The sequence below is a fragment of the Paracoccus sp. 228 genome, from assembly GCF_000967825.1.
Taxonomy (GTDB): Bacteria; Pseudomonadota; Alphaproteobacteria; order Rhodobacterales; family Rhodobacteraceae; genus Paracoccus; species Paracoccus marcusii.
The window spans coordinates 852698-873379 of the sequence record NZ_JYGY01000002.1 but is presented as its reverse complement, the minus strand read 5'-3'; the positions used below and the strand labels follow the sequence as shown (position 1 = coordinate 873379).

At 67.6% G+C, this 20682-nt stretch carries 20 protein-coding genes; 7 read left to right on the top strand and 13 right to left on the bottom strand.

Features of this window, described 5'->3' with window-relative positions; all coding sequences use genetic code 11:
- Nucleotides 1-494: 494 nt before the first annotated feature.
- Genes nusB through SY26_RS09635 form a run of 4 tightly spaced genes read right to left on the bottom strand, consistent with a single transcriptional unit; the run spans nt 495 to nt 3270 of the window.
- Complete coding sequence (gene nusB / locus SY26_RS09650) at nt 495-977, bottom strand: transcription antitermination factor NusB (RefSeq protein WP_045982058.1); 483 nt, start codon at nt 975-977, stop codon at nt 495-497.
- Entirely contained in the window at nt 974-1516 is a 543-nt protein-coding gene (locus SY26_RS09645; RefSeq protein ID WP_046000249.1) for a 6,7-dimethyl-8-ribityllumazine synthase, read from the bottom strand. Before SY26_RS09645 ends, nusB begins: the two co-directional genes overlap by 4 nt.
- 4 nt (nt 1517-1520) lie before the next feature.
- Nucleotides 1521-2639 carry a 3,4-dihydroxy-2-butanone-4-phosphate synthase gene (ribB, locus tag SY26_RS09640; RefSeq protein WP_045982067.1) on the bottom strand — a complete coding sequence of 373 codons (1119 nt, stop codon included), beginning with the start codon at nt 2637-2639 and terminating at the stop codon, nt 1521-1523.
- 22 nt (nt 2640-2661) lie between these two features.
- Nucleotides 2662-3270 carry a riboflavin synthase gene (locus SY26_RS09635; RefSeq protein ID WP_046000248.1) on the bottom strand — a complete coding sequence of 203 codons (609 nt, stop codon included), beginning with the start codon at nt 3268-3270 and terminating at the stop codon, nt 2662-2664.
- Nucleotides 3271-3458: 188 nt separating this feature from the next.
- Between SY26_RS09635 and SY26_RS09630 the strand changes: the two genes are divergently transcribed.
- The 3 genes from SY26_RS09630 (at nt 3459) to SY26_RS09620 (ending at nt 8059) form a co-directional block, all read left to right on the top strand.
- The gene (locus SY26_RS09630; protein ID WP_084693792.1) at nt 3459-4805 is read left to right on the top strand and encodes a capsule biosynthesis protein; all 1347 of its coding nucleotides are present in this window, start codon (nt 3459-3461) and stop codon (nt 4803-4805) included.
- A gap of 157 nt (nt 4806-4962) precedes the next feature.
- The gene (locus SY26_RS09625) at nt 4963-6051 is read left to right on the top strand and encodes a polysaccharide biosynthesis/export family protein (protein ID WP_369799423.1); all 1089 of its coding nucleotides are present in this window, start codon (nt 4963-4965) and stop codon (nt 6049-6051) included.
- 1 nt (nt 6052) lies between these two features.
- On the top strand, nt 6053-8059 hold the full coding sequence (locus SY26_RS09620) for a capsular polysaccharide biosynthesis protein (protein ID WP_046000247.1): 2007 nt from the start codon (nt 6053-6055) through the stop codon (nt 8057-8059).
- Here SY26_RS09620 and ribD read toward each other — a convergent pair whose 3' ends face one another.
- Both ribD and nrdR read right to left on the bottom strand, forming a co-directional pair.
- The gene (ribD, locus tag SY26_RS09615) at nt 8060-9070 is read right to left on the bottom strand and encodes a bifunctional diaminohydroxyphosphoribosylaminopyrimidine deaminase/5-amino-6-(5-phosphoribosylamino)uracil reductase RibD (RefSeq protein ID WP_255352865.1); all 1011 of its coding nucleotides are present in this window, start codon (nt 9068-9070) and stop codon (nt 8060-8062) included.
- Nucleotides 9067-9531 (bottom strand): transcriptional regulator NrdR, encoded by a 465-nt coding sequence (gene nrdR / locus SY26_RS09610; protein WP_045982052.1) that lies wholly within the window; start codon nt 9529-9531, stop codon nt 9067-9069. Before nrdR ends, ribD begins: the two co-directional genes overlap by 4 nt.
- A gap of 163 nt (nt 9532-9694) precedes the next feature.
- Between nrdR and SY26_RS09605 the strand changes: the two genes are divergently transcribed.
- Entirely contained in the window at nt 9695-10366 is a 672-nt protein-coding gene (locus tag SY26_RS09605; RefSeq protein ID WP_046000245.1) for an SDR family oxidoreductase, read from the top strand.
- Here the strand turns inward: SY26_RS09605 and SY26_RS09600 are convergent.
- From SY26_RS09600 to SY26_RS09575, 6 genes are all read right to left on the bottom strand, one after another.
- Nucleotides 10357-10782: a secondary thiamine-phosphate synthase enzyme YjbQ gene (locus tag SY26_RS09600; protein WP_046000244.1), complete on the bottom strand. Its 426-nt coding sequence runs from the start codon at nt 10780-10782 to the stop codon at nt 10357-10359. The two genes, SY26_RS09605 and SY26_RS09600, sit on opposite strands and share 10 nt — an antisense overlap.
- Nucleotides 10779-12182 carry a DNA recombination protein RmuC gene (rmuC, locus tag SY26_RS09595; protein ID WP_046000243.1) on the bottom strand — a complete coding sequence of 468 codons (1404 nt, stop codon included), beginning with the start codon at nt 12180-12182 and terminating at the stop codon, nt 10779-10781. Before rmuC ends, SY26_RS09600 begins: the two co-directional genes overlap by 4 nt.
- Before the next feature lie 63 nt (nt 12183-12245).
- Nucleotides 12246-12671 carry a BLUF domain-containing protein gene (locus SY26_RS09590; protein WP_052715208.1) on the bottom strand — a complete coding sequence of 142 codons (426 nt, stop codon included), beginning with the start codon at nt 12669-12671 and terminating at the stop codon, nt 12246-12248.
- A complete protein-coding gene (rpoD, locus tag SY26_RS09585) occupies nt 12661-14634 on the bottom strand; it encodes an RNA polymerase sigma factor RpoD (RefSeq protein WP_046000242.1) in 1974 nt (657 codons plus the stop codon). Before rpoD ends, SY26_RS09590 begins: the two co-directional genes overlap by 11 nt.
- Nucleotides 14635-14784: 150 nt before the next feature.
- On the bottom strand, nt 14785-16695 hold the full coding sequence (dnaG, locus tag SY26_RS09580; RefSeq protein WP_046000241.1) for a DNA primase: 1911 nt from the start codon (nt 16693-16695) through the stop codon (nt 14785-14787).
- Between the two features lie 42 nt (nt 16696-16737).
- On the bottom strand, nt 16738-17322 hold the full coding sequence (locus tag SY26_RS09575) for a TetR/AcrR family transcriptional regulator (RefSeq protein WP_046000240.1): 585 nt from the start codon (nt 17320-17322) through the stop codon (nt 16738-16740).
- Between the two features lie 76 nt (nt 17323-17398).
- On the opposite strand from SY26_RS09575, the gene SY26_RS09570 reads away from it, so the two are divergent.
- Together SY26_RS09570 and SY26_RS09565 are read left to right on the top strand one after the other, a co-directional pair.
- Nucleotides 17399-17647: a hypothetical protein gene (locus tag SY26_RS09570; RefSeq protein WP_052714686.1), complete on the top strand. Its 249-nt coding sequence runs from the start codon at nt 17399-17401 to the stop codon at nt 17645-17647.
- Nucleotides 17648-17705: 58 nt separating this feature from the next.
- On the top strand, nt 17706-18884 hold the full coding sequence (locus SY26_RS09565) for an alpha-hydroxy acid oxidase (protein ID WP_046000239.1): 1179 nt from the start codon (nt 17706-17708) through the stop codon (nt 18882-18884).
- Here SY26_RS09565 and SY26_RS09560 read toward each other — a convergent pair.
- On the bottom strand, nt 18881-19840 hold the full coding sequence (locus SY26_RS09560; protein ID WP_046000238.1) for an acyltransferase family protein: 960 nt from the start codon (nt 19838-19840) through the stop codon (nt 18881-18883). The genes SY26_RS09565 and SY26_RS09560 overlap by 4 nt on opposite strands.
- A 209-nt stretch (nt 19841-20049) precedes the next feature.
- Here SY26_RS09560 and SY26_RS09555 point away from each other — a divergent pair, with 209 nt between their 5' ends.
- A complete protein-coding gene (locus SY26_RS09555; RefSeq protein WP_045982043.1) occupies nt 20050-20679 on the top strand; it encodes a 50S ribosomal protein L25/general stress protein Ctc in 630 nt (209 codons plus the stop codon).
- The last annotated feature ends 3 nt before the right edge of the window (nt 20680-20682 follow it).

Sequence of the window (20682 nt, the reverse complement as noted above, 5' to 3'; positions counted from 1 at the left end):
GTCGTCCTCACGAGCTGAGTAGGATTGTCCCGGCCCCGTTCCGGGCACCAGAGCATCTCTGCTGGGACATCAATTAGCGCCCCCCCCTTTCGGTTCAAAGCCCACCGCATTTCTTCTGCAAGTCGCGCAATCGTGAGCATGCTTGGGTCTTGACAGAAAACGGCGAAACCTTGCCGAAAACGACGTGTAATGTTTGGTGATGCAACTTTTTCGCGACTTGACGAACGTACTTGGAACGCGACGTTTTTATGGGTTTTGTTCCATGCTGTCACTCAAGGCCGCAAAAACAAACGACTGAAACATCAGCGTGAGTGCCTTAATATTGGGCAAGATATTGACGGCGTTCAGGCATCATAAATGTTGCACAGATGCCACGATCCCGCTGTCAGAATGACACGACGTGCAAAGCGTCTGTCAAGCGAATGAACCCGGTCGTCCAATGAAAACGGCCCGGATCAGGGATCCGGGCCGCATCGTCATGACGGGACTGTCCGTCAGCCAAGGGAATCAGGTTTGAAGTCACGTGCCATGTGGTCCAGCACAGCATTCACGAAGCGCGCCTCGCGGCCGTCCGGAAAGAAGGCCTGCGTCAGCCGGACGTATTCGGTGATGACCACCTTGGCGGGTGCACGTTCAGCCACCAGTTCGGCGCCAGCGGCGCGGAATACGGCGCGCAACACCGGATCGATCCGGTCGATGGGCCATTTCGCCACCAACCCGCGGTCGGTGGCCTGGTCGATCTTGGACTGCCACATGACCACATCGTCGACGATGCGGGTGAACAGCGCCTCGTCGGCCTGATCGGTCGGGCCGTCGCGGTCGTCGAAATCGATGCGGAAGTTCTGGAATTCGCGCGTGACACGGTCTGCGGACTGACCCGCGGCCTCCATCTGGAACAGCGCCTGCACGGCATACATCCGCGCCGCGCTGCTGAGGGCGCGCCGGTCGGGCCGCTTGTCCTGGTCGTGGTCAGTCATGCCTTGCCCTGCCCTTCAAGTTCGCCCGCCAAGCGGATCACGTCATGGGCCGCAGCCTTTTGCGGTGTCGCCGCCCAACGGCGCGCAAGTGCCACCAGATGCAGCGCGGCCGCCGCGGCGCCCCCGCCCTTGTTCTGACCCGCCGGGTCCGCGCGGACCTGGGCCTGGGCCATCGTCTCGACCGTCAGGATGCCGTTGCCAAGGCAGACGCCCTGCAGCCCCAGCAGCGTCAGCGCGCGGGAGCTGTCGTTGCAGACGGTGTCGTAATGCGTGGTCTCTCCGCGGATGACGCAGCCCAGGGCCACGAAGCCGTCATACTGACCGCTGCGGGCGGCAAGGCCCACGGCGGTGGGGATCTCCAGCGCGCCGGGCACCTCGATCACGTCAAGGCTGGCGCCCGCGGCATCCGCCGTGGCGCGGACCCCCGACAGCAGGCCGTCGGTGATGTCCTTGTAATAGGGTGCCACGACCGCCAGCAGGCGCACCGGAGCATCCAGACGCGGCAGCGCCAGTTCGTGATGTTGCGTGTTCGAGGCCATGTACCTAGTCCTTGGGGATAGGCCGGGTGGAATGGATGGAAAGGCCGTAGGCGTCAAGCCCAACCACCTTCACCGGCGCCGAATTGGTCAGCAGGATCAGGTCCGACAGGCCAAGGGCCGACAGGATCTGCGCGCCCAGGCCGTATTGACGCAAGGTATGCGGCCCGACATCGCCCGGATCGGCGATCGCATGGGACAGGTCGCGGATCAGCACGACGACGCCCCGCCCCTCGTCGGCGATGGCCTGCATCGCCGCGGGCAGGCTGCCCGCGCTTTCGCGCCCGACGCCCAGCACGTCGTGCAGCGGGTCCAGCGCGTGCATCCGCACCAGCACCGGCTCGGGGGTCGTCAGATCGCCCTTGGTCAGGACGATATGCTCGCTTCCCTGCGTCTCGTCCGCAAAGACCCGCATCATCCAGTCGCCGCCATGGGCGGAATGAACCGCCTTCTGCGACCGCTCGGCGATCAGGTTGTCGTGGCGGCGGCGATAGCGGATCAGGTCGCTGATCGTGCCGATCTTCAGCCCGTGGCGCTGCGCGAAATCCACCAGATCGGGCAGGCGTGCCATGCTGCCGTCGTCATTCATGATCTCGCAGATCACGCCCGACGCGTTCAGCCCGGCCAAGCGGGAAATGTCGACCGCGGCCTCGGTGTGGCCCGCGCGGACCAGCACGCCCCCGTCGCGGGCGCGCAGCGGAAAGATGTGGCCCGGCGTAGCGATATCAGGCGCGCCCTTGGTCGGGTCGATCGCCACGCTGATCGTGCGTGCGCGGTCGGCGGCGCTGATGCCGGTGGTGACGCCTTCGCGCGCCTCGATGGACATGGTGAAGGCGGTCTCGTGCCGGCTGGAGTTCTTAGGGCTCATCAGCGTCAGGCCCAGGGTCTCGATCCGGTCGGCGGTCAGCGTCAGGCAGATCAGCCCGCGCCCATGCGTCGCCATGAAGTTGATGGCATCCGGCGTGGCCATCTGGGCGGGAATGCACAGATCGCCCTCGTTCTCGCGGTCCTCGTGGTCGACCAAGATGAACATCCGGCCGTTGCGGGCTTCGTTGATGATGTCCTCGATCGGAGAGATGGCGGCCGACAGGTCGCGTTCGACGGGTCCGGGTTCTTCGAATTGCATCTGTTCGTCCTTCACGCAGGCGTCACGCGCCGATCGGTTGTCCGGCTTCGGCCAGCCGCGCGACATAGCGGGCCAGCGTGTCGATTTCCAGGTTTACGACATCGCCCACCGCCGCATCGCCCCAGGTGGTCACCTGCTGGGTATGCGGGATCAGGTTGATGCCGAAGCTGTTGCCAAAGACCTCGTTCACGGTCAGCGAGGTACCGTTCAGCGTGACCGAACCCTTCTGTGCGATGAAGCGTGCCAGGTCGGCGGGCGCCTCGAAGGTCAGGCGCAGGCTGTCGCCGTCCTTCGCGGCGGCGGTGATCTGGGCCACGCCATCGACATGGCCGCTGACGATATGGCCGCCCAGCTCGTCGCCGACGCGCAGCGCGCGTTCCAGGTTCAGGCGCTGACCCACGGACCAACCCTCGGCGCCGATGCTGGTCTTGGACAGCGTCTCGGCCGAGATGTCGACGTCGAACCAGTCCGGGCCCTTGGCCACGACCGTCAGGCAGACGCCGTCGCAGGCGATCGAGGCGCCCAGATCCACGCCGGCCATGTCATAGGCACAGCCAATGCGCGCGCGCATGTCGCCGCGCATCTCGACCGCGCAGACGATGCCGATATCCGTGATGATCCCCGTGAACATCGCAGCCCTTCCCTAATGATCCTGGTCCGAACTAGGCCATCGGCCCTGTCCGTTCAAGCACCAAGCCCCCGCCCCCGCGCCGGGCCGCTAAAGCTTGATGCACAAAATGATGGATCGGTGGTGCATGACATGGCATGTCTGACGCATGGCCCCAGGCATTGCGGCCGCCCCTCCTTTTCAAGTCGACCATGATTCAGACCGGCGTCACCCCCCTGCCCCAGACCTCGCACGCGCCGACGGGCCGCGTGTCCGCGCAGGGTGATCCGGTCTTCCTGATGCTGCAGGGGCCCCACGGTCCGTTCTTCGACCGCCTTGGACGGCTGCTGCGCGCGGCGGGGGCGGTGGTCTGGCGCTGCGGCTTCAACGCGGGGGACGAGTTCTTCTGGTCCGACCCGACAAGCTTCATCCGCCATCAGGGCAGCGTCGACGACTGGCCCGACCATCTGGCGGCGATCCTGGACGCCAAGGGCGTGACCGACATCGTCCTCTACGGCGATGTCCGCCCGATCCACGCCACCGCCCGCCGCCTGGCCGCAGCCCGCGACCTGCGCGTCCACGTGTTCGAGGAAGGCTATCTGCGTCCCTACTGGGTCAGCTATGAACGTCAGGGATCGAACGGCAACTCGGTTCTGATGCGCATTCCGCTGGCCCAGATGCGTGCCGCCCTGCGCGAGCAGATCAACGAGGTGCGCCGCCCGCCCGCCCATTGGGGCGATATGCGCCATCACAAGTTCTACGGTGCCTTCTATCATTTCCTGATCCTGGTCGCGAATGGCCGGTACCGCGCCTATTCGGGGCATCGTGCGATCGGCGTCGTGCAGGAATTCCGCCTCAACCTGCGGCGGCTGGTGCTGGCCCCGGCCTACAACCTGGGCCGCGCGCTGCAATGGCGGCGCCTGCGCCTGTCGGGCTGGCCCTACAACCTGGTCCTGATGCAGCTGGAACACGATTCCAACTTCCTGGGACATTCGCCCTTCACCCGCAACGCCCAGTTCGTCCGCACCGTGATCGAGGGGTTCGCCCGCGCCGCCCCCCGACACCACCACCTGATCTTCAAGGCCCACCCGCTGGAGGACGGTCGCGCGGGGAACCGCGCCGCCATCCACGCGGCGGCTGCCGAACATGGGGTGTCGGACCGCGTGCATTACGTCCGCGGCGGCAAGCTGGCCGAGATCCTGTCCCATGCCCGCGCCGTGGTCACCGTCAATTCCACCGCTGGCCAGCAGGCCCTGTGGCGCGGGATTCCGGTCAAGACCCTGGGCCGCGCCGTCTATGACAAGCCGGGGTTGGTGTCCGAGCAGACGCTGGAGGAGTTCCTGGCCGATCCTGACGCCCCGGATCCGCAGGCCTACCGCGTCTTTCGCGACTATCTGCTGCAGACCAGCCAGATCCCCGGCGGCTTCTATGCCAGTCGGTCGCGCGCCCACGCGCTGCGCCTGGTGGCCGACATGCTGCTGTCGCCGGACGACCCCTACCAGGCGCTGGCGACCGGCCGAATCCTGCCGCGGCAGCAACTGGCGGACCGCCATGGCTGAAAGGCAACGCCCCGCCGACATTGCTCAAGATGATATAGCCTGTCTTTGCGGACAGGGTTACAGTGGATGCAAACCGGCATACAAGGCCGGAACCAGACAACATGGAGTATCAGAGGTGACAGTTTTATCCCGGTCGTCGACCACCCTGCGGATGCTGATGATCGCGTCAATGAGCCTTTTGGCCGCTTGCGCGCTGCCCCGTTCCGGCCCCAACAAGAACGAGATCTTCAACGGCGCGGTCGAACGCGGCGGCAACACGCAGGTGATCTACGTCAACGACCACGTCACCCGTGCCTCCGCCTTCGCACCCGCCTACGGGTTCTCGAACAGCTTCCGCAATGCCGGACAGGTCGGCGCGGACGAGATCCGGGCCGGCGACACGCTTGGCCTGTCGATCTGGGAGAACGTCGATGACGGTCTGCTGACCTCGCTCGGCGCCAGCTCAACCACCCTGACCGAAATCCAGGTGGACAGCGACGGCTTCATCTTCGTGCCCTATGCCGGCCGGGTCCGCGCCGCGGGCAATACGCCCGACCAGCTGCGCCAGGTCATCACCGACGCACTCAGCGCGCAGACCCCCGACCCGCAGGTGACCGTCCAGCGCGTCGCAGGCAACGGTGCGACCGTGTCCGTAGTGGGCCGCGTCGGCGCTCAGGGCGTCTATCCGATCGAGCGTCCGACCCGGTCGCTGTCGGCCATGCTGGCCCGTGCGGGCGGCGTGGCCATCGAGCCCGAGGTCGCCGTCGTGACCGTCAAGCGCGGCAACGACAGCGGCCGCGTCTGGCTGACGGACCTCTACAGCAGCCCCACCAACGACATCGCCCTGCGTCCGGGTGACCTGATCGTGGTCGAGGAAGACCAGCGGACCTTCACCGCCCTCGGCGCCCTGGGCGGCCAGACCCGCGTGCCCCTGGGCAATGAGGTGATCAATGCGGCCGAGGCCATCGCCATGGTCGGCGGTCTGACCAGCGCCTTGGCCGACCCCACCGGCGTCTTCGTCCTGCGCGACGAGCCGGAATCGGTCGCCTCGCGCGTTCTGGGCAAGCCGGTCGTCGGCACGCAGCGCTTCGCCTATGTCCTGGACCTGACGCGCCCCAACGGCCTGTTCCTGGCCCGCGACTTCGTCATCCGCGACGGCGACACCGTCTATGTAACCGAGGCGCCCTACGTCCAGTGGCAGAAGACCCTGTCCGCCGTCACCGGCAGCGCCGCCACCGCAGACAGCCTGTCCAGCATCGGCAACTGATCTGCTACCGACGCCGCAAGACGATCGTTCAGCCGCCGGGGAAACCCGGCGGCTTTGCGTTTTCAACCTTGGTTTCCTGACCCGCCCCCGGATCGCACGCATCCTGACGCTGGCCGGCCACCGTCCGGTCCTGGCCCTGCCCCGGCCTGGCGATGCGGTGGGCATCTGGGGCGATAGCCCGACGGCATGGCGCGGTCGGGCCATTGCGCGACGCCACGGCTGCCCGCTGATCACGGTCGAGGACGCCTTGCTGCGATCGGTTCTGCCCGGCCGGGCGCGGGGGACACTGGCGGCTCGCGGTCCGGTCGGACTGATCATCGACCCCCAGGGGCTGCATTTCGATCCTGACCGGCCCTCCCGCCTGGAACACCTCATCGGACAACCGCTGGCACCCGCCACGCGCGACCGCGCGGTTCGCCTGCTGGCCCGGCTGCGCGCGGCGGATCTGTCGAAATACAATCTTCATGATCCCGACGCGCCGCTGCCGCCGCCCGGCTATGTCTTGGTCATCGATCAGACGCGGGGCGACGCATCCTTGCGGGGCGCGGACCGCGGATTGTTCCTGACGATGCTGCAGGCCGCCCGTGAGGAACATCCCGGCTGCCGCATCGTGATCCGCACTCATCCCGAAACCGCGGCGGGGCTGCGACCCGGCCATCTGACAGCCGAGGACCTGCGTCCCGGCGACACGCTGTGCGACGCACCGGTATCCCCGTGGCGACTGGTCGAGAGGGCCCATGCGGTCTATGCCGTCAGCTCTCAACTGGGATACGAGGCCTTGCTGGCCGGGCACCGACCGCGCCTGTTCGGTCAGCCGTTCTATGCAGGCTGGGGCCTCAGCGATGATGAAACCCCGCCCGCCCGGCGCGGCCGCGCCACGCGCGAGGCATTGTTCGCCGCCAGTCACCTGACCGGGCCCACATGGTACGACCCCTGCCGCGACCGTCTGACCGATTTCGAAGGCGCGGTGGATCAGATCGAGGCCGAGACCCGCGCCTTTCGCCAGGATCGGCACGGACACACGGCCTATGGCATGCGTCTGTGGAAGCGCCGCTTTCTGGCCCGTGAATTCGGCGATGCCCGCCCGCTGTGTTTTGCGGCTGAACCCGGACCGCAGGTGACCCTGGCTTGGGCTGGGGCTGCGCCTCAGGTGCAGCAGGCGATCCGGGTCGAGGACGGCTTTCTGCGATCGAACGGCCTTGGTGCCGCGCTGACCCCGCCCCTGTCGGTGGTGGCCGACGATCTGGGGATCTATTTCGACCCAACCGCGCCCTCGCGGCTGGAGGCGCTGATCTCTCGCGGCCCGCCGCCCTGCGGACGGGACAGGGCGGAACGGCTGATCGCCGCGCTGATCGCCGCGCGGCTGACCAAGTACAATCTGGGCGGGACCATTGACCTGCCCCCACGCGACGGGCGCCGCTGCATCCTGGTGCCCGGACAGGTCGAAGATGACGCCTCGATCCTGAAGGGCGCGGGCGCCGAACGGACCAACCTGGCGCTGTTGGCGCGGGTGCGGGCGGACAATCCGGATGCCTGCCTGATCTACAAGCCGCATCCCGATGTCGAGGCGGGGTTACGCCCCGGCGCGATCGATGCCGCATCGGTGGCGGCCTTGGCCGATCACGTCGCCACCCACGCCGATCCTGTCACGCTGATCGAGGCCGTGGACGAGGTTTGGACAATCACCTCGACACTGGGGTTCGAGGCGCTGCTGCGAGGCAAGCCCGTGACGGTGCTGGGTGCGCCCTTCTATGCGGGCTGGGGGCTGACGCGCGATCTAGGTCCCTTGCCCGCCCGGCGTCAGGCGCGCCCCGATCTGGCGGCGCTGGTCCATGCGTGCCTGATCGCCTATCCCCGCTATCGCGATCCGGTGACGGGCCTGCCCTGCCCGGTCGAACTGGCGCTGGAACGGCTGGCGGAAGGACAGGCGCATCCGCCACCGGCCCTGCGGCTGCTGGCCAAGGCGCAGGGCGCGCTGGCCGGACATGCCTGGATCTGGCGCCGCTAGTCAGGCACGGGTCCAGCGATGGAACAGATCGCCGCCAATGGCGCGCGTCTCGGCCAGGCGAAACCGCGGTGCCTGGGCCAGATGCGTCCAGCCGGTCGGACCCAAGAACGGCCGCGCCTCTGCCCCAAGCGCCAGGCCGGCGGTATAGCCGACCAGCTGATCGACCAGCCCCGCGGCCAGCAGGCTTGCAGCCAGCCGCCCGCCCCCTTCGCAAAAGACCCGCGTGATGCCGCGCGCCCCCAGATCGGCCAAGACCTTTGCCGGGGGCCCGTCGACCCGCCACAGCGGCCCGTGATCGGCGTCCTGCGGCGGCAATGGTGGCAAGGCCTGTGCCGATACGACAATGCGGACCGGCTGCTGCGGCGTGCGGATGCCGCGCACGTTCAGATGCGGCAGGTCGGTGCGTGCCGTCGCTCCGCCGACCATGATCGCGTCATGCTGCGCGCGCAGGGCATGGACATGTGCGCGGGCGGCGGGCCCGGTGATCCACCGGCTTTCCCCGCTGGCCATGGCGATGCGCCCGTCCAGGCTGCTGGCCAGCTTCAGCGTCACGAAGGGGCGGCCCGCGGTGATGCGCAGCAGGAACCCCGCCTGCAGGTCCGCGGCCTGATCCGCCAGCACGCCTTCGATCAGCGGAATGCCAGCATCGCGCAGCATCTGGTGACCCCGCCCGGCCACGCGCGGGTCCGGGTCGGTCAGCGCCGTCACCACCCGCGCAACACCCGCGCCGACCAGCCCCGCGGCGCAAGGCGGTGTGCGGCCGTGATGGGCGCAGGGCTCCAGCGTGACATAGGCGGTCGCTCCCGCCGCCAGCGGTCCCGCCTGGTCCAGTGCCATGCGTTCGGCATGCGGCCTGCCGCCGGGCTGGGTCCAGCCGCGTCCGACGACGCGACCGTCGCGCAACAGCACGCAGCCCACCGCGGGGTTCGGCCAGACGTTGCCCAGGCCGCGCCGCGCCAGGCGCAGGGCATGGGCCATGTGCCGGGCGTCTTCTGTCGGATCGGGGGTCAATCGTTGGCGGCGCCGGGGCGCAGCTCGGACACGAACTTGTCGAAGTCGTCCGCATCCTGAAAGTTCTTGTAGACGCTGGCGAACCGGACATAGCCCACATTGTCGATGCGCGACAAAGCCTCCATCACGATCTCGCCGATGGTCTTGGACGGGATGTCGGTCTCTCCGGTGCTTTCAAGCCTGCGGACGATGCCGCTGATCATCTGTTCGATGCGTTCCGGCTCGACCGGTCGCTTCTGCATGGCGATGCGGATCGACCGGGCCATCTTGTCGCGGTCGAAATCCTCGCGGCGGCCATTCGTCTTGACCACGACAAGATCGCGCAGCTGGACGCGTTCATAGGTTGTGAAACGCCCGCTGCAGGACGGGCAGAAGCGACGACGGCGGATCGCCACGTTATCCTCGGCCGGGCGCGAGTCCTTGACCTGGGTATCGACATTTCCGCAAAACGGGCAGCGCATTCCGTTGTCCCTGTGCCAAGGCGATCCACCGTCACTATAGGCACCTTGGCAGGGATTGGGTAGCTTTATCCACAGCCCACAAGATAGGCCCCCTGGAACCTGTGGCCCGAATGCCGCGTTGCCGCCCGTAATTTCCTGCGGGATTCAACCGATTGAGGCATCCATGACCCAGACCCTGTTCATCACCGGCGCCTCCTCCGGCATCGGTGCGGCGACCGCGCGCGCCGCCGTTGCCGCCGGCTGGAACGTCGCGCTGTTCGCCCGGTCCGCGGACAAGCTGTCCGCCTTGGCGAAGGAACTGGGCGACCGGGCGATGGTCGTCAGCGGCGATGCCACCGACATCGACGCGCTGACCGCCGCCGCGGCCCAGGTCGCCGACCATTTCGGCGGCATCGACGCGGCCTATGCCAATGCGGGGCGCGGCCTTTCCAAGCCGGGGACCGAGGCGGGCGATTTGGACGACATTCGCGGGATGATCGACCTGAACGTCATGGGCGTGGTCCTGACGGCGCGCGCCCTGCTGCCGCATCTGCGCAAGACGCGGGGAACGCTGGTACTGACCGGGTCCGCGGCGGGACGCCAGCACATCAAGGGCTCGATCTATGGCGCGACCAAGTGGTTCGTGCATGGCTATGCCGGCAACTTGGCCGAAGAGATGCGCGAATGGGGCGGGCGCTGCTGCGTCGTGGCACCGGGGATGGTCGACACCGCATTCTTTGACGACGGCGCCCCGGACAAGCTGCAGCCGGACGATGTCGCCGCCGCCGTCATACACATGATCACCGCCCCGGACCGCGCCGCGATCCGCGAGGTGTATCTGATACCTCAGGCCTGAGGCGCGAACATCGCCACGACCTGACGCCGATGTGGGGCCCGGCGGTGTTCCACCAGATAGATGCCCTGCCAGCGGCCCATTATCATCCGACCCCGGTCGACCGGGATCTGCAGGGTCGTTGGCAAAACGGCCGCCTTCAGATGCGCGGGCATGTCGTCAGGCCCCTCATAGCGGTGCGTGATCCAGCCCATGGACGGATCGTCGGCGGGCGGGGCCAGACGGTCCAGCCATGCCAGTAGGTCAGCCTGCACCTCGGGGTCGGCATTCTCCTGGATCAACAGAGACGCGGACGTATGCTGCACGATCAGGGTCAGAACCCCCCGGACCGCGCCGCCGGAACGCAGCCAATCGGCCAGTTCCGCAGTGATGTCGTGACAGGCGGGCCCCTGCGTGGCGACGGTCAGGACATGCATCATTCGGCGGCCTCCGGGCCCAGCAGGGCATCGTCGCGGTCATGGTCAAGGTCGATCTGCTTGCTGGCACGCGCGCCCAGGGACCGCAGCATCTCGACCTGACGGATGACATTGCCGGACCCGCGCGTCAGCCTATCCATCGCCTGACCGTGGGCACGGTTGGCCTGGTCCAGCGCGCGGCCGACGTCGTCCATCGCCTCGACGAAGCCCGCGACCTTGTCATACAGTTGCCCCGCTCGGCGCGCGATCTCCAGCGCGTTGCTTTCGCGCCGCTCGACCGCCCAGATGTGATCGACCGTGCGCAGCGTCAGCATCAGCGTCGTGGGCGTCGTCAGTCCCACGCGGCGTTCCATCGCGAATGCCGCCAATGCGGGATCGGCCCGCAGCGCGTCCGAGAACGCCCCCTCGATCGGGATGAACATCAGCACGTAATCGACGGAGTTGTCGTCCATCCGCTGATAGCCCTTGCCCGACAGCGTGGCGATGTGCGTGCGGATGGCGGCCACGTGACGGCGCAGCGCCGCGGCAGAGGCCGCCGGATCGTCCAGCGTCACCGAAGCCTCGTAATCGTTCAGCGACACCTTGCTGTCGATGACCATGACCTTGCCGCGCGGCATCTTGACCACCACGTCGGGACGCCACAGCTTGCCGTCATCGTCGCGCCAGCTGGACTGCAGGTCGTAATGCGTCCCGGCCATCAGCCCCGAATCCTCCAGGATGCGTTCCAGAACCATCTCGCCCCAGGCACCCTGCTGCTGCTTGTCGCCCTTCAGGGCGCGGGTCAGGTTGACGGCCTCGCGGCTGATCTGTTCGCTGCGGTTGTGCAGGGACAGGATCTGTTCGCGCAGGCGGGCCGATTCCTCGTCCAGCACCTTGTTTCGGGCCTGCAGCTCTGTCTGGAACCGGCCGACCTGATCGCGGAACGGGGTCAGCAGGGCCGCCAGCTGGTCGTTCTGCAACCGCTGCAGATCGTCCTGCTGCGCGCGCAGCGTCTCTGCCGACAGCAGCTTGAACTGCTGGGTCATCTCGGCGCGCAGTTCCCGCAGGGTGGCAACCTCGCGCGCGCTGGCCTCGGCGTCTTTCTCGGCGCGCAGGCGTGTTTCGGCCAGACTTGTCTCCAGCTGCGCCGCCTGCCGGCGGGCGTGATGCAGCGCGTCGGTCAGACCGTCCCGCTCCTCGGTCAGATCGGCAAGGCGGGCATCCTGCGCCTCGGCCCGGGTCTGCGCGCGGGTGCGGTCCAGGTTCGCCTCGTGCAGTCGATCCTCGGCCAGTGTCGCGCGCCCACGCATCCGCGACAGTGCCACCTGCCCGCGCCACCACAGCAGCAGCGCCAGCGCGACCGCCAAGGCCGGCCCGATCACCGTCATGTCGGAAAGCCACGCCCCGGCATCGTCGAACTGCATCCTGTCATCACCCCGTCGTTTCGGGGCAGTGTTCACAGTTTGTGCCGCAAGCGCAAGGCGCTGTCAGAGATCGAGGCCCATCATGAAGGCGACCACGCCGCCCGCATAATCCCCGCGATGCACGGTCGAACTGTCGGACCGTGCGAACCAGTCCATCAGCGATGCCCTGTCCCGGTCCGAGAAACGCATCCGCCAATCCTGAAAGCGCCGGTGATCCAAAGCGCCCTGGTCCAGAATCTCGAAATCGCAATGACGGTCGTCGTCCATCAGCGACGCCACCACCTTCCGCAGGCCGTCGGCCGGTCCCTCCAGCCACTGGAAGAACAGGCCGTCCTCGTGGTGCAGGCATCCGGTCAGGCCAAGCGACTGGTTGCGATGGCGCGCGGTGCGCAGGATGTCCTGCATGGCCGAGCCGTCCAGACCAGCACGCGCGGTGCTGCGGTAGAGGACAAAGCCCAGGCCCTGCAGGTCGTCCAGATCACTGGTCAAGGAAGGACCGCAGCTTTCTGCTCCGCGACGGATGCTTCAACTTGCGCAATGCCTTGGCCTCGATCTGGCGGATGCGTTCGCGGGTCACGCTGAACTGCTGGCCGACCTCCTCCAGGGTGTGGTCGGTGTTCATGCCGATGCCGAAGCGCATGCGCAGCACCCGTTCCTCGCGCGGCGTCAGGCTTGCCAGGACGCGGGTCGTGGTCTCCTTGAGGTTCTCCTGGATGGCGCTGTCCAGCGGCAGGACGGCGTTCTTGTCCTCGATGAAATCGCCAAGCTGGCTGTCCTCCTCGTCCCCGATCGGGGTCTCCAGGCTGATCGGCTCCTTGGCGATCTTCATCACCTTGCGGACCTTCTCCAGCGGCATCTGCAGCTTCTCGGCAAGTTCCTCGGGGGTCGGTTCGCGGCCGATCTCGTGCAGCATCTGGCGGCCGGTGCGGACCAGCTTGTTGATCGTCTCGATCATGTGGACCGGGATGCGGATCGTCCGCGCCTGATCCGCGATGGACCGGGTGATCGCCTGACGGATCCACCAGGTCGCATAGGTCGAAAACTTGTAGCCGCGGCGGTATTCGAACTTGTCCACGGCCTTCATCAGGCCGATGTTGCCCTCCTGGATCAGGTCCAGGAACTGCAGGCCGCGGTTCGTGTATTTCTTGGCGATCGAGATGACCAGGCGCAGGTTGGCCTCGACCATCTCCTTCTTGGCCTGACGGGCCTCCTTCTCGCCGCGCTGGACCTGGGCCACGATGCGGCGGAACTCCTCGATATCCACGCCGACATACTGGCCGACCTCGGCCATGTCGCCGCGCAGACGCTCGACCTGGTCGCGCGACCGGTCGAACAGCGCCTGCCAGCCGCGCCCGGCCTGCGCGGACATGCGGTCCACCCAGTTCGGGTCCAGTTCGCTGCCGCGATAGGCGTCGATGAACTCGCGGCGGTTGATGCGGGCCGCGTCGGCCAGCTTGACCATGCCGCTGTCGATGGTGACGATCCGGCGGTTGATGCCGTAAAGCTGATCGACAAGCGCCTCGATCCGGCCGCTGTTGAGGTGCAGCGAGTTCACCAGGACGACGATTTCCGACCGCAGGTTCTGATAGTCGCTCTCGGCACTGGCCGAGAAGCTGTTGTCCTCGTTCAGCGTCGCGGACATGCGCTGGTCCTGCATGTCGGCCAGCCCCTCGTAGTGATGGGCGATGGCTTCCAGCGTCTCCAGGACCTTGGGCTTGAGGCTTGCCTCCATCGCGGCTAGCGACAGGTTGGCGCCCTCGTCCTCGTCCTCGTCATCCTCGACGCGCAGCGGGTTGCCGTCGGCGTCGAACTCCTCGCGCTTGGTCGCGGCAGGGCTGGCCTCGCCCTCGACGGTCAGTTCGACCTCCTCGGCCTCCTCGTCGTCCATGGACTGGCCGAAGGTGGTCTCGAGGTCGATGACGTCGCGCAGCAGGATCTCTTCGTCCAGAAGCTCCTCGCGCCACAGCGTGATGGCCTTGAACGTCAGCGGGCTCTCGCACAGGCCCGCGATCATGGTGTTGCGGCCCGCCTCGATCCGCTTGGCGATGGCGATCTCGCCCTCGCGGGAGAGCAACTCGACCGATCCCATCTCGCGCAGATACATGCGGACGGGGTCGTCGGTGCGGTCCAGCTTTTCGGTCTCGCTGGCCGACACGGCCAGTTCGCGCGACCCGGACCCGGTGGTGACGATGGCCCCGCCCTCCGACTCCTCGGCGGCGTCGTCGTCCTCGATGACGTTGATGCCCATTTCGGACAGCATTGACATGACGTCCTCGATCTGCTCGCTGCTGACCTGCTCGGGCGGCAGGACGGCGTTCAGCTGGTCGTAGGTGATGTAGCCACGCTCGCGTGCCTCGGCGATCATTTTCTTGACCGCCGCCTGGCTCATGTCCAGCGTATGGGCATTGTCGTCCTTGTCGGTCTTGTCGTGGTCATCGTCCTTGGCGGCCATCCAGGGCTCCTTCTCGGCGAGATCGTGGGCGGGTGATTCGCATGTGCGTGCGAATCGTCGCAAAGTTGCTTCGGTTCTAACGTGCTTCCCGGCCGAATCAAAGGCCGGGCGCGCTGATGATTCGCAACCCCCGGGGGTTGCGAATCGCGGTCACCGCCGGGGCGGCTTGCGCCAGATCTGGCCCGACAGCCAATCCGACAATTGCGCCGACATGGCGTCGCGATCCTCGTTCATGTCGCCCGACGTCTCCATCTCGGGGTTCTCGGCCCGGTGGCGGGCGCGGGTGATCTGGCTGATGCGCCATGTCAGTCCCTCATCGGCCTCTCCCTGGATCTCGGATTCGGCGCGGGGCAGTTCGTGCGTCGTGGCGCGCGCGACCTCGATGCGGTCCAGAAGATCCAGCAGCATCGTCACGGCGCCGTCGTCGTCCTTCCGTTCGATGATTGCGGGCGTCAGGCCCAGATGGGCGTCGCGGCGCAGGGTTTCAAGGCCGCGCCGCCCGGCCGGGCTGTCGGTGTGGGTCAGCAGATCATGAAGCAGCGCCGCGCGGTCCGGGTCGCGCGGCAGCACGCGTTCAAGACGCGCCTCGACATGCGCCACGACCGAAGGGCGCAACGCACAGATCAGCAAGGCAGCGCCCTCCAGCGTCCCCTCTCCCTGCTCCGGGACGTTGATCCCCACCGGCAGGGACGGCGCCCGCGGGGCCATCGAGGCCCCTTGGCGCCGGGCCGGGCCACGCCCGGCCGCGCCCCCCCGCGGGGTGGTCTTGCGGGCGCCACCGCCGAACAGCTCCCACTGCTTGCGCCGGATATCCTCGGAGTACAGCGCGCGGGTGCGTTCATCGGGGATGCGGGCAACAGCCTCGGCCAGGCGGCGATCCAGGGCCGCCTTGCGTTCGGGGCTGTCGAAGACCTGCCCCTGCGTCTCGCGCGCCCAGAGCAGGTCCAGCATGGGCCGTGCCTGATCCAGCAGCGCCCCCATCGCGCCCGGGCCGGATGCCTTGATCAGATCGTCGGGATCCTGCCCCGCGGGCAAAATGACAAAGCGCAGTGCCTGTCCGGGTCCGGTCAGCGGCAGCGCCAGGTCGATCAGCCGCTGCGCCGCGCGCTGGCCCGCCGCATCGCCGTCCAGCGCGATCACCGGTTCGGGCGAGACGCGCCACATCAGGCGCAGCTGCTCCTCGGTGATGGCGGTGCCCAGGGGGGCCACCGCCCCCTCGAACCCTGCGCGGGCCAAGGCGATCACGTCCATGTAGCCTTCGGCCACGACCAGCCGCTGGCCCTTGGCGACCGCGCTGCGTGCAGGGCCAAGGTTGTACAGGTTGCGCCCCTTGTCAAAAAGCGGCGTTTCCGGGCTGTTGAGATATTTCGCCCGCGCGTTCGGGTCCATCGCCCGGCCGCCGAAGCCGATGCAGCGGCCCTGTCCGTCGCGGATCGGAAAGATGATCCGCCCCCGGAACCGGTCATAGGCCGCGCCGCCGCCTTCGGGCCGGGCGGACATGCCGGCCTCGACGATCTGATCCTCGGCAAAGCCCTTGTCGCGCAGGGCCGCGGTCAGGGCGGTGCGGTGATCGGGGGCAAAGCCGATCTCGAACCGGTCCAGTGCGGCCGCGTCCAGGCCGCGGCGGTCCAGGTAATCGCGCGCATCCGCCGCGGCGCCGGTCTGCAACTGCAGGCGGAACCAGCGGCAGGCGGCCTCGGTCACCTCCAGCAGCCGCGTCCGCCTGTCGGTCTTTTCGCGGGCACGGGGGTCGGGTTCGGGCATGGTCAGCCCGGCCTCGGCGGCCAAGAGCTTGACCGCCTCGATGAACTCCATCCCGTCATGGTCGCGCAGGAAACCGATGGCGTCGCCCTTGGCCTGACAGCCGAAGCAGTAGTAATAGCCCTTCTGGTCGTCGCAGTGAAAGCTGGCGGACTTTTCCTGGTGGAACGGGCACGGTGCCCACCAATCGCCGCGCGCCTGGTTCGACTTGCGCAGATCCCACGTGACCTTCTTGCCGATCACCCGGCTGATCGGGACGCGGTTGCGAATCTCGTCAAGGAAACCGGGGGGCAGGGACATGGGCGCGATTATCCGGCATGGCGCGGGGGGCAGCAAGCGCCTTCAGGCACCCACCGCGCCGCGGGCCAGCCCCCAATAGATCTGGGCGATGCGGCCCCTGTCCAGGCGCCCGCCCTCGCGGTACCAGTTCGTCACCCCGGTCAACATCGCGATCAGGGCCAGCGTGGTCAGCTTGGGATCCTCGATCCGCATGGAGCGGGAGGCGACCCCGGCACGGAGAATCTGCTCCAACGCGGCCTCGTACCGGCCCCGCAGCGCCGCGATGCGGGCGAAATTGTCGGGCGTCAGGTTGCGCAGCTCCATGTAGGACAGGAACACCGCGTCGCTGTGATCCAGGCTGAAATCGATGTGGAACCGCACGAAGCGTTCCAGCCGCCCCAGCGGATCGGCCGCCGGATCGTCCGACCAGGCGCCCAGCAGCTCCTGCATATGGCTTTCCAGCAGGTCGGCCAGCAGCGCCTGCTTGTCGGGCGTATAGGCGTAAAGCGCGCCGGCCTGCACGCCCACGGCGGCCGCGATCTGGCGCATCGACACGGCGGCATAGCCTTGCCGCGCGAACAGGCGGCGGGCCTTGTCGCGGATCAGGGGGCCGGTGATTTCGGCGCGGGAACCGGTGGTGCGGGCCATGGCCCCGTGTCTAGCGCGCGGCCACGGCCGAGGGAAGGCGTTGCCGGACGCCCCCGGCCCGCGTATCGTCGCCGCCATGAGACACGCCCTGATCCTTGCGCTGACGCTGGCCGCCTGCACCGCCGACGGGGACTATCCCCGCCTGCTGCCGACGGAACAGGCGCTGGCCGAACCCGCCCTGCCCGCCCATGCGACCGCGGCCCGCACCGACCCCGCACCGCTGGAGGATGCGACCGCCGCCCGTGCAGCCGCCCTGCAGGCGCGGGCCGATGCGCTGCGCGGCCCGGTGGTCGATCCGGGCCTGCGGGGACGCGCGGGCGGGTGATTGCCAGAGGTCCGCGCAACTGGTAATAAGTTTTGACCAGTTCGCGAAAGGCCATGCCATGCCCGTCATCACCTGCATCGACGATCTCAAGCGGATGCACCGCGCCCGCACGCCCAAGATGTTCTACGATTATGCGGAATCGGGCAGCTATACCGAACAGACCTTTCGCGACAACACGACTGATTTCGCGCGGCTGAAGCTGCGCCAGAAGGTCGCCGTGGACATGTCCGACCGCTGCCTGTCGCGGCAGATGGCGGGTCAGGCAGTGACCATGCCGGTGGCGCTGGCTCCGGTCGGCATGACAGGCATGCAGCATGCCGACGGAGAGATCCACGCCGCCCGCGCGGCCGAGAAGTTCGGCGTGCCGTTCTGTCTGTCCACCATGTCGATCTGTTCGATCGAGGACGTGGCCGCGCACACGACCGCGCCCTTCATGTTCCAGCTATACGTGATGAAGGACCAGGATTTCGTGGCCGCCATCATCGAACGCGCCAAGGCCGCCAACTGCAGCGCGCTGGTCCTGACGCTGGATCTGCAGATCCTTGGCCAACGGCACAAGGACCTGAAGAACGGCCTGTCCGCACCGCCCAAGATGACCCTGCCCACCATGCTTGACCTGTCCACCCGCTGGCGGTGGGGCATGGGCATGCTGAAGACCAAGCGCCGCTTCTTCGGCAACATCGTGGGTCATGCCAAGGGCGTGGGCGACACCTCCAGCCTGATGAGCTGGACGGCCGAGCAGTTCGACGAGCGCCTGGACTGGGACAAGATCGCCAGGATCCGCGACATGTGGGGTGGCAAGCTGATCCTGAAGGGCATCTTGGACCCCGAAGACGCCCGCATGGCCGCCGATTTCGGCGCCGATGCGATCATCGTCAGCAACCATGGCGGGCGACAGCTGGACGGTGCCCTGTCGTCGATCCGGATGCTGCCCCATATCGTCAAGGCGGTGGGCGACCGGGTCGAGGTCCACATGGACAGCGGCATCCGGTCGGGTCAGGACGTGCTCAAGGCGCTGGCGCTTGGCGCGCACGGCACCTGGATCGGACGGGCCTGGCTGCACGGGCTGGGCGCGATGGGAGAGGCCGGCGTGACCCGCGCGCTGGAGATCATCCGCAAGGAGCTGGACATCAGCATGGCGCTGTGCGGCGAACGCGACCTGGACAATATCGGGCCCAAGCATCTGCTGATCCCGCGCGACTTCCTGGACGAATACCAGATCGGCCAGCCAGCCTAGAACAGGCGCGACAACCAGCGGTGGCGTCGGCCCGCGAGGCTGACGCCCCAGACCAGCAGGAACGGCAGGGCGATCCCCAGGACCGCCGTGACGCCGGGGTGGTCCACCCCCAATTTCGGCAGCCCCTGCAGCACGATCACGTGCAGCACATAGATCCCCGCCGCCGCCCGCCCCAAGGGCAGCGCCGTGTCGGGCACCCGCAGCCGCATGACCAGCAGCAGCAGCGCCGGACACAGGATCAGGTGGCCGACCGGGATCTCCAGCAGCGGCTCCTCTCCGATGCGGCGCAGCCAGTACAGGCTTTCGCCGATGGTCAGGGCCAGCCCCCCCGCGACCATCGCCCACAGAAGGGCCGTCGACAGGCGCGGCGGATGCACGGCCATCAACCAGCCCATCACCAGATAGGGATAGAGGTAGAAGGGGCCGTTGCGATAATGTTCGACGGGCATCTCGGACAGGCCGGTCATACGCGCGTATTGCAGCGCGACCCCCACCAGCCCCAGCACGACCGCCGACGCGACCACGGCCCCCGATCCCAGCAGACGCATCGCGCCCAGGATCACGCCGGAGATCGCCAGCCCCTCCAGAAACCACAGGTGCATGAAGCCGAGCGTCAGTTCGGTCGCGGTCAGCCCAAGGGGCCGGTTCGTGTAATAGGGCGACAGGAACAGCAGATAGACCACGGACCAGACGGCATAGAGCACCAGCAGATGCCCCACCCAATCCGACAGCCGCGCCCGCCGCAGCACCGATGCCAGGAAATACCCCGCGATCAGCGTGAAGACCGGCACCGCGACGCGCAGCACGCTGTTGCCCGTGGCCAGCGCGACCAGGCCCGCATCGCCCCAGCTCCGGAACGTCTCTCGGGCAAGGCCCGAATGCGCGACGACCACGAAGGCGGCCAGCACCACCCGCAGATAGTCCACCGACATCAGCCGCGCCTGCGTCTTGTCCACCGCTGCCCCCAAGCCCCGCCCACGCCTTGCGCGCAGGCCCTGTCGGCCCATAGGGCCGGCGGGACCGGCAAGTCAATTCACCTGCGCGCATGCGTCGCGCGGCGTGGCATTTCTGACTTCACATCCGGGCCGGTCTGCGCTAAGGGCACCGCTTGGCGCCACGCACCCTTGGAGGGTGGCGTCTTCAATCATGGTTAAGGATTAAGAAAATGGCCAAAGAGATTCCGAATCTGGTGGCCGAGGCACGCGCGGGGTCAGGCAAGGGGGCCGCCCGCCAGACCCGCCGCGAAGGCAAGGTGCCCGGTATCGTGTATGGCGACGGCAAAGAGCCCGTCTCGATCGCGTTCGACTTCAACAAGCTGCTGACCACGCTGCGCGCCGGCCGCTTCATGTCCACGCTGTGGAACCTGCAGGTCGAGGGCCAGGACGATGTCCGCGTCATCTGCCGCGGCGTCCAGCGCGACGTCGTCAAGGATCTGCCGATCCACATCGACTTCATGCGCCTGCGCCGCACGTCCAAGGTGAACCTGTTCATTCCGGTCGAGTTCATCAACGAGGACAAGTGCCCCGGCCTCAAGCGCGGCGGCACCCTGGTCACCGTGCGTCCCGAGGTCGAGCTGGTCGTGACCGCGGGTGACATCCCCGATCACCTGACCGTGGACCTGGAAGGCCGCCAGATCGGCGACACCATCCACATCAGCGACGTCACGCTGCCGAACGGCGCCAAGGCGACGATCGACCGCGACTTCGTCATCGCGAACCTGGCCGCACCGTCGGCCCTGCGCGCCGAGGATGATGCAGAGGACGGCGACGCCGCCGAGGCAGCCGCCGAGGCCTGATCC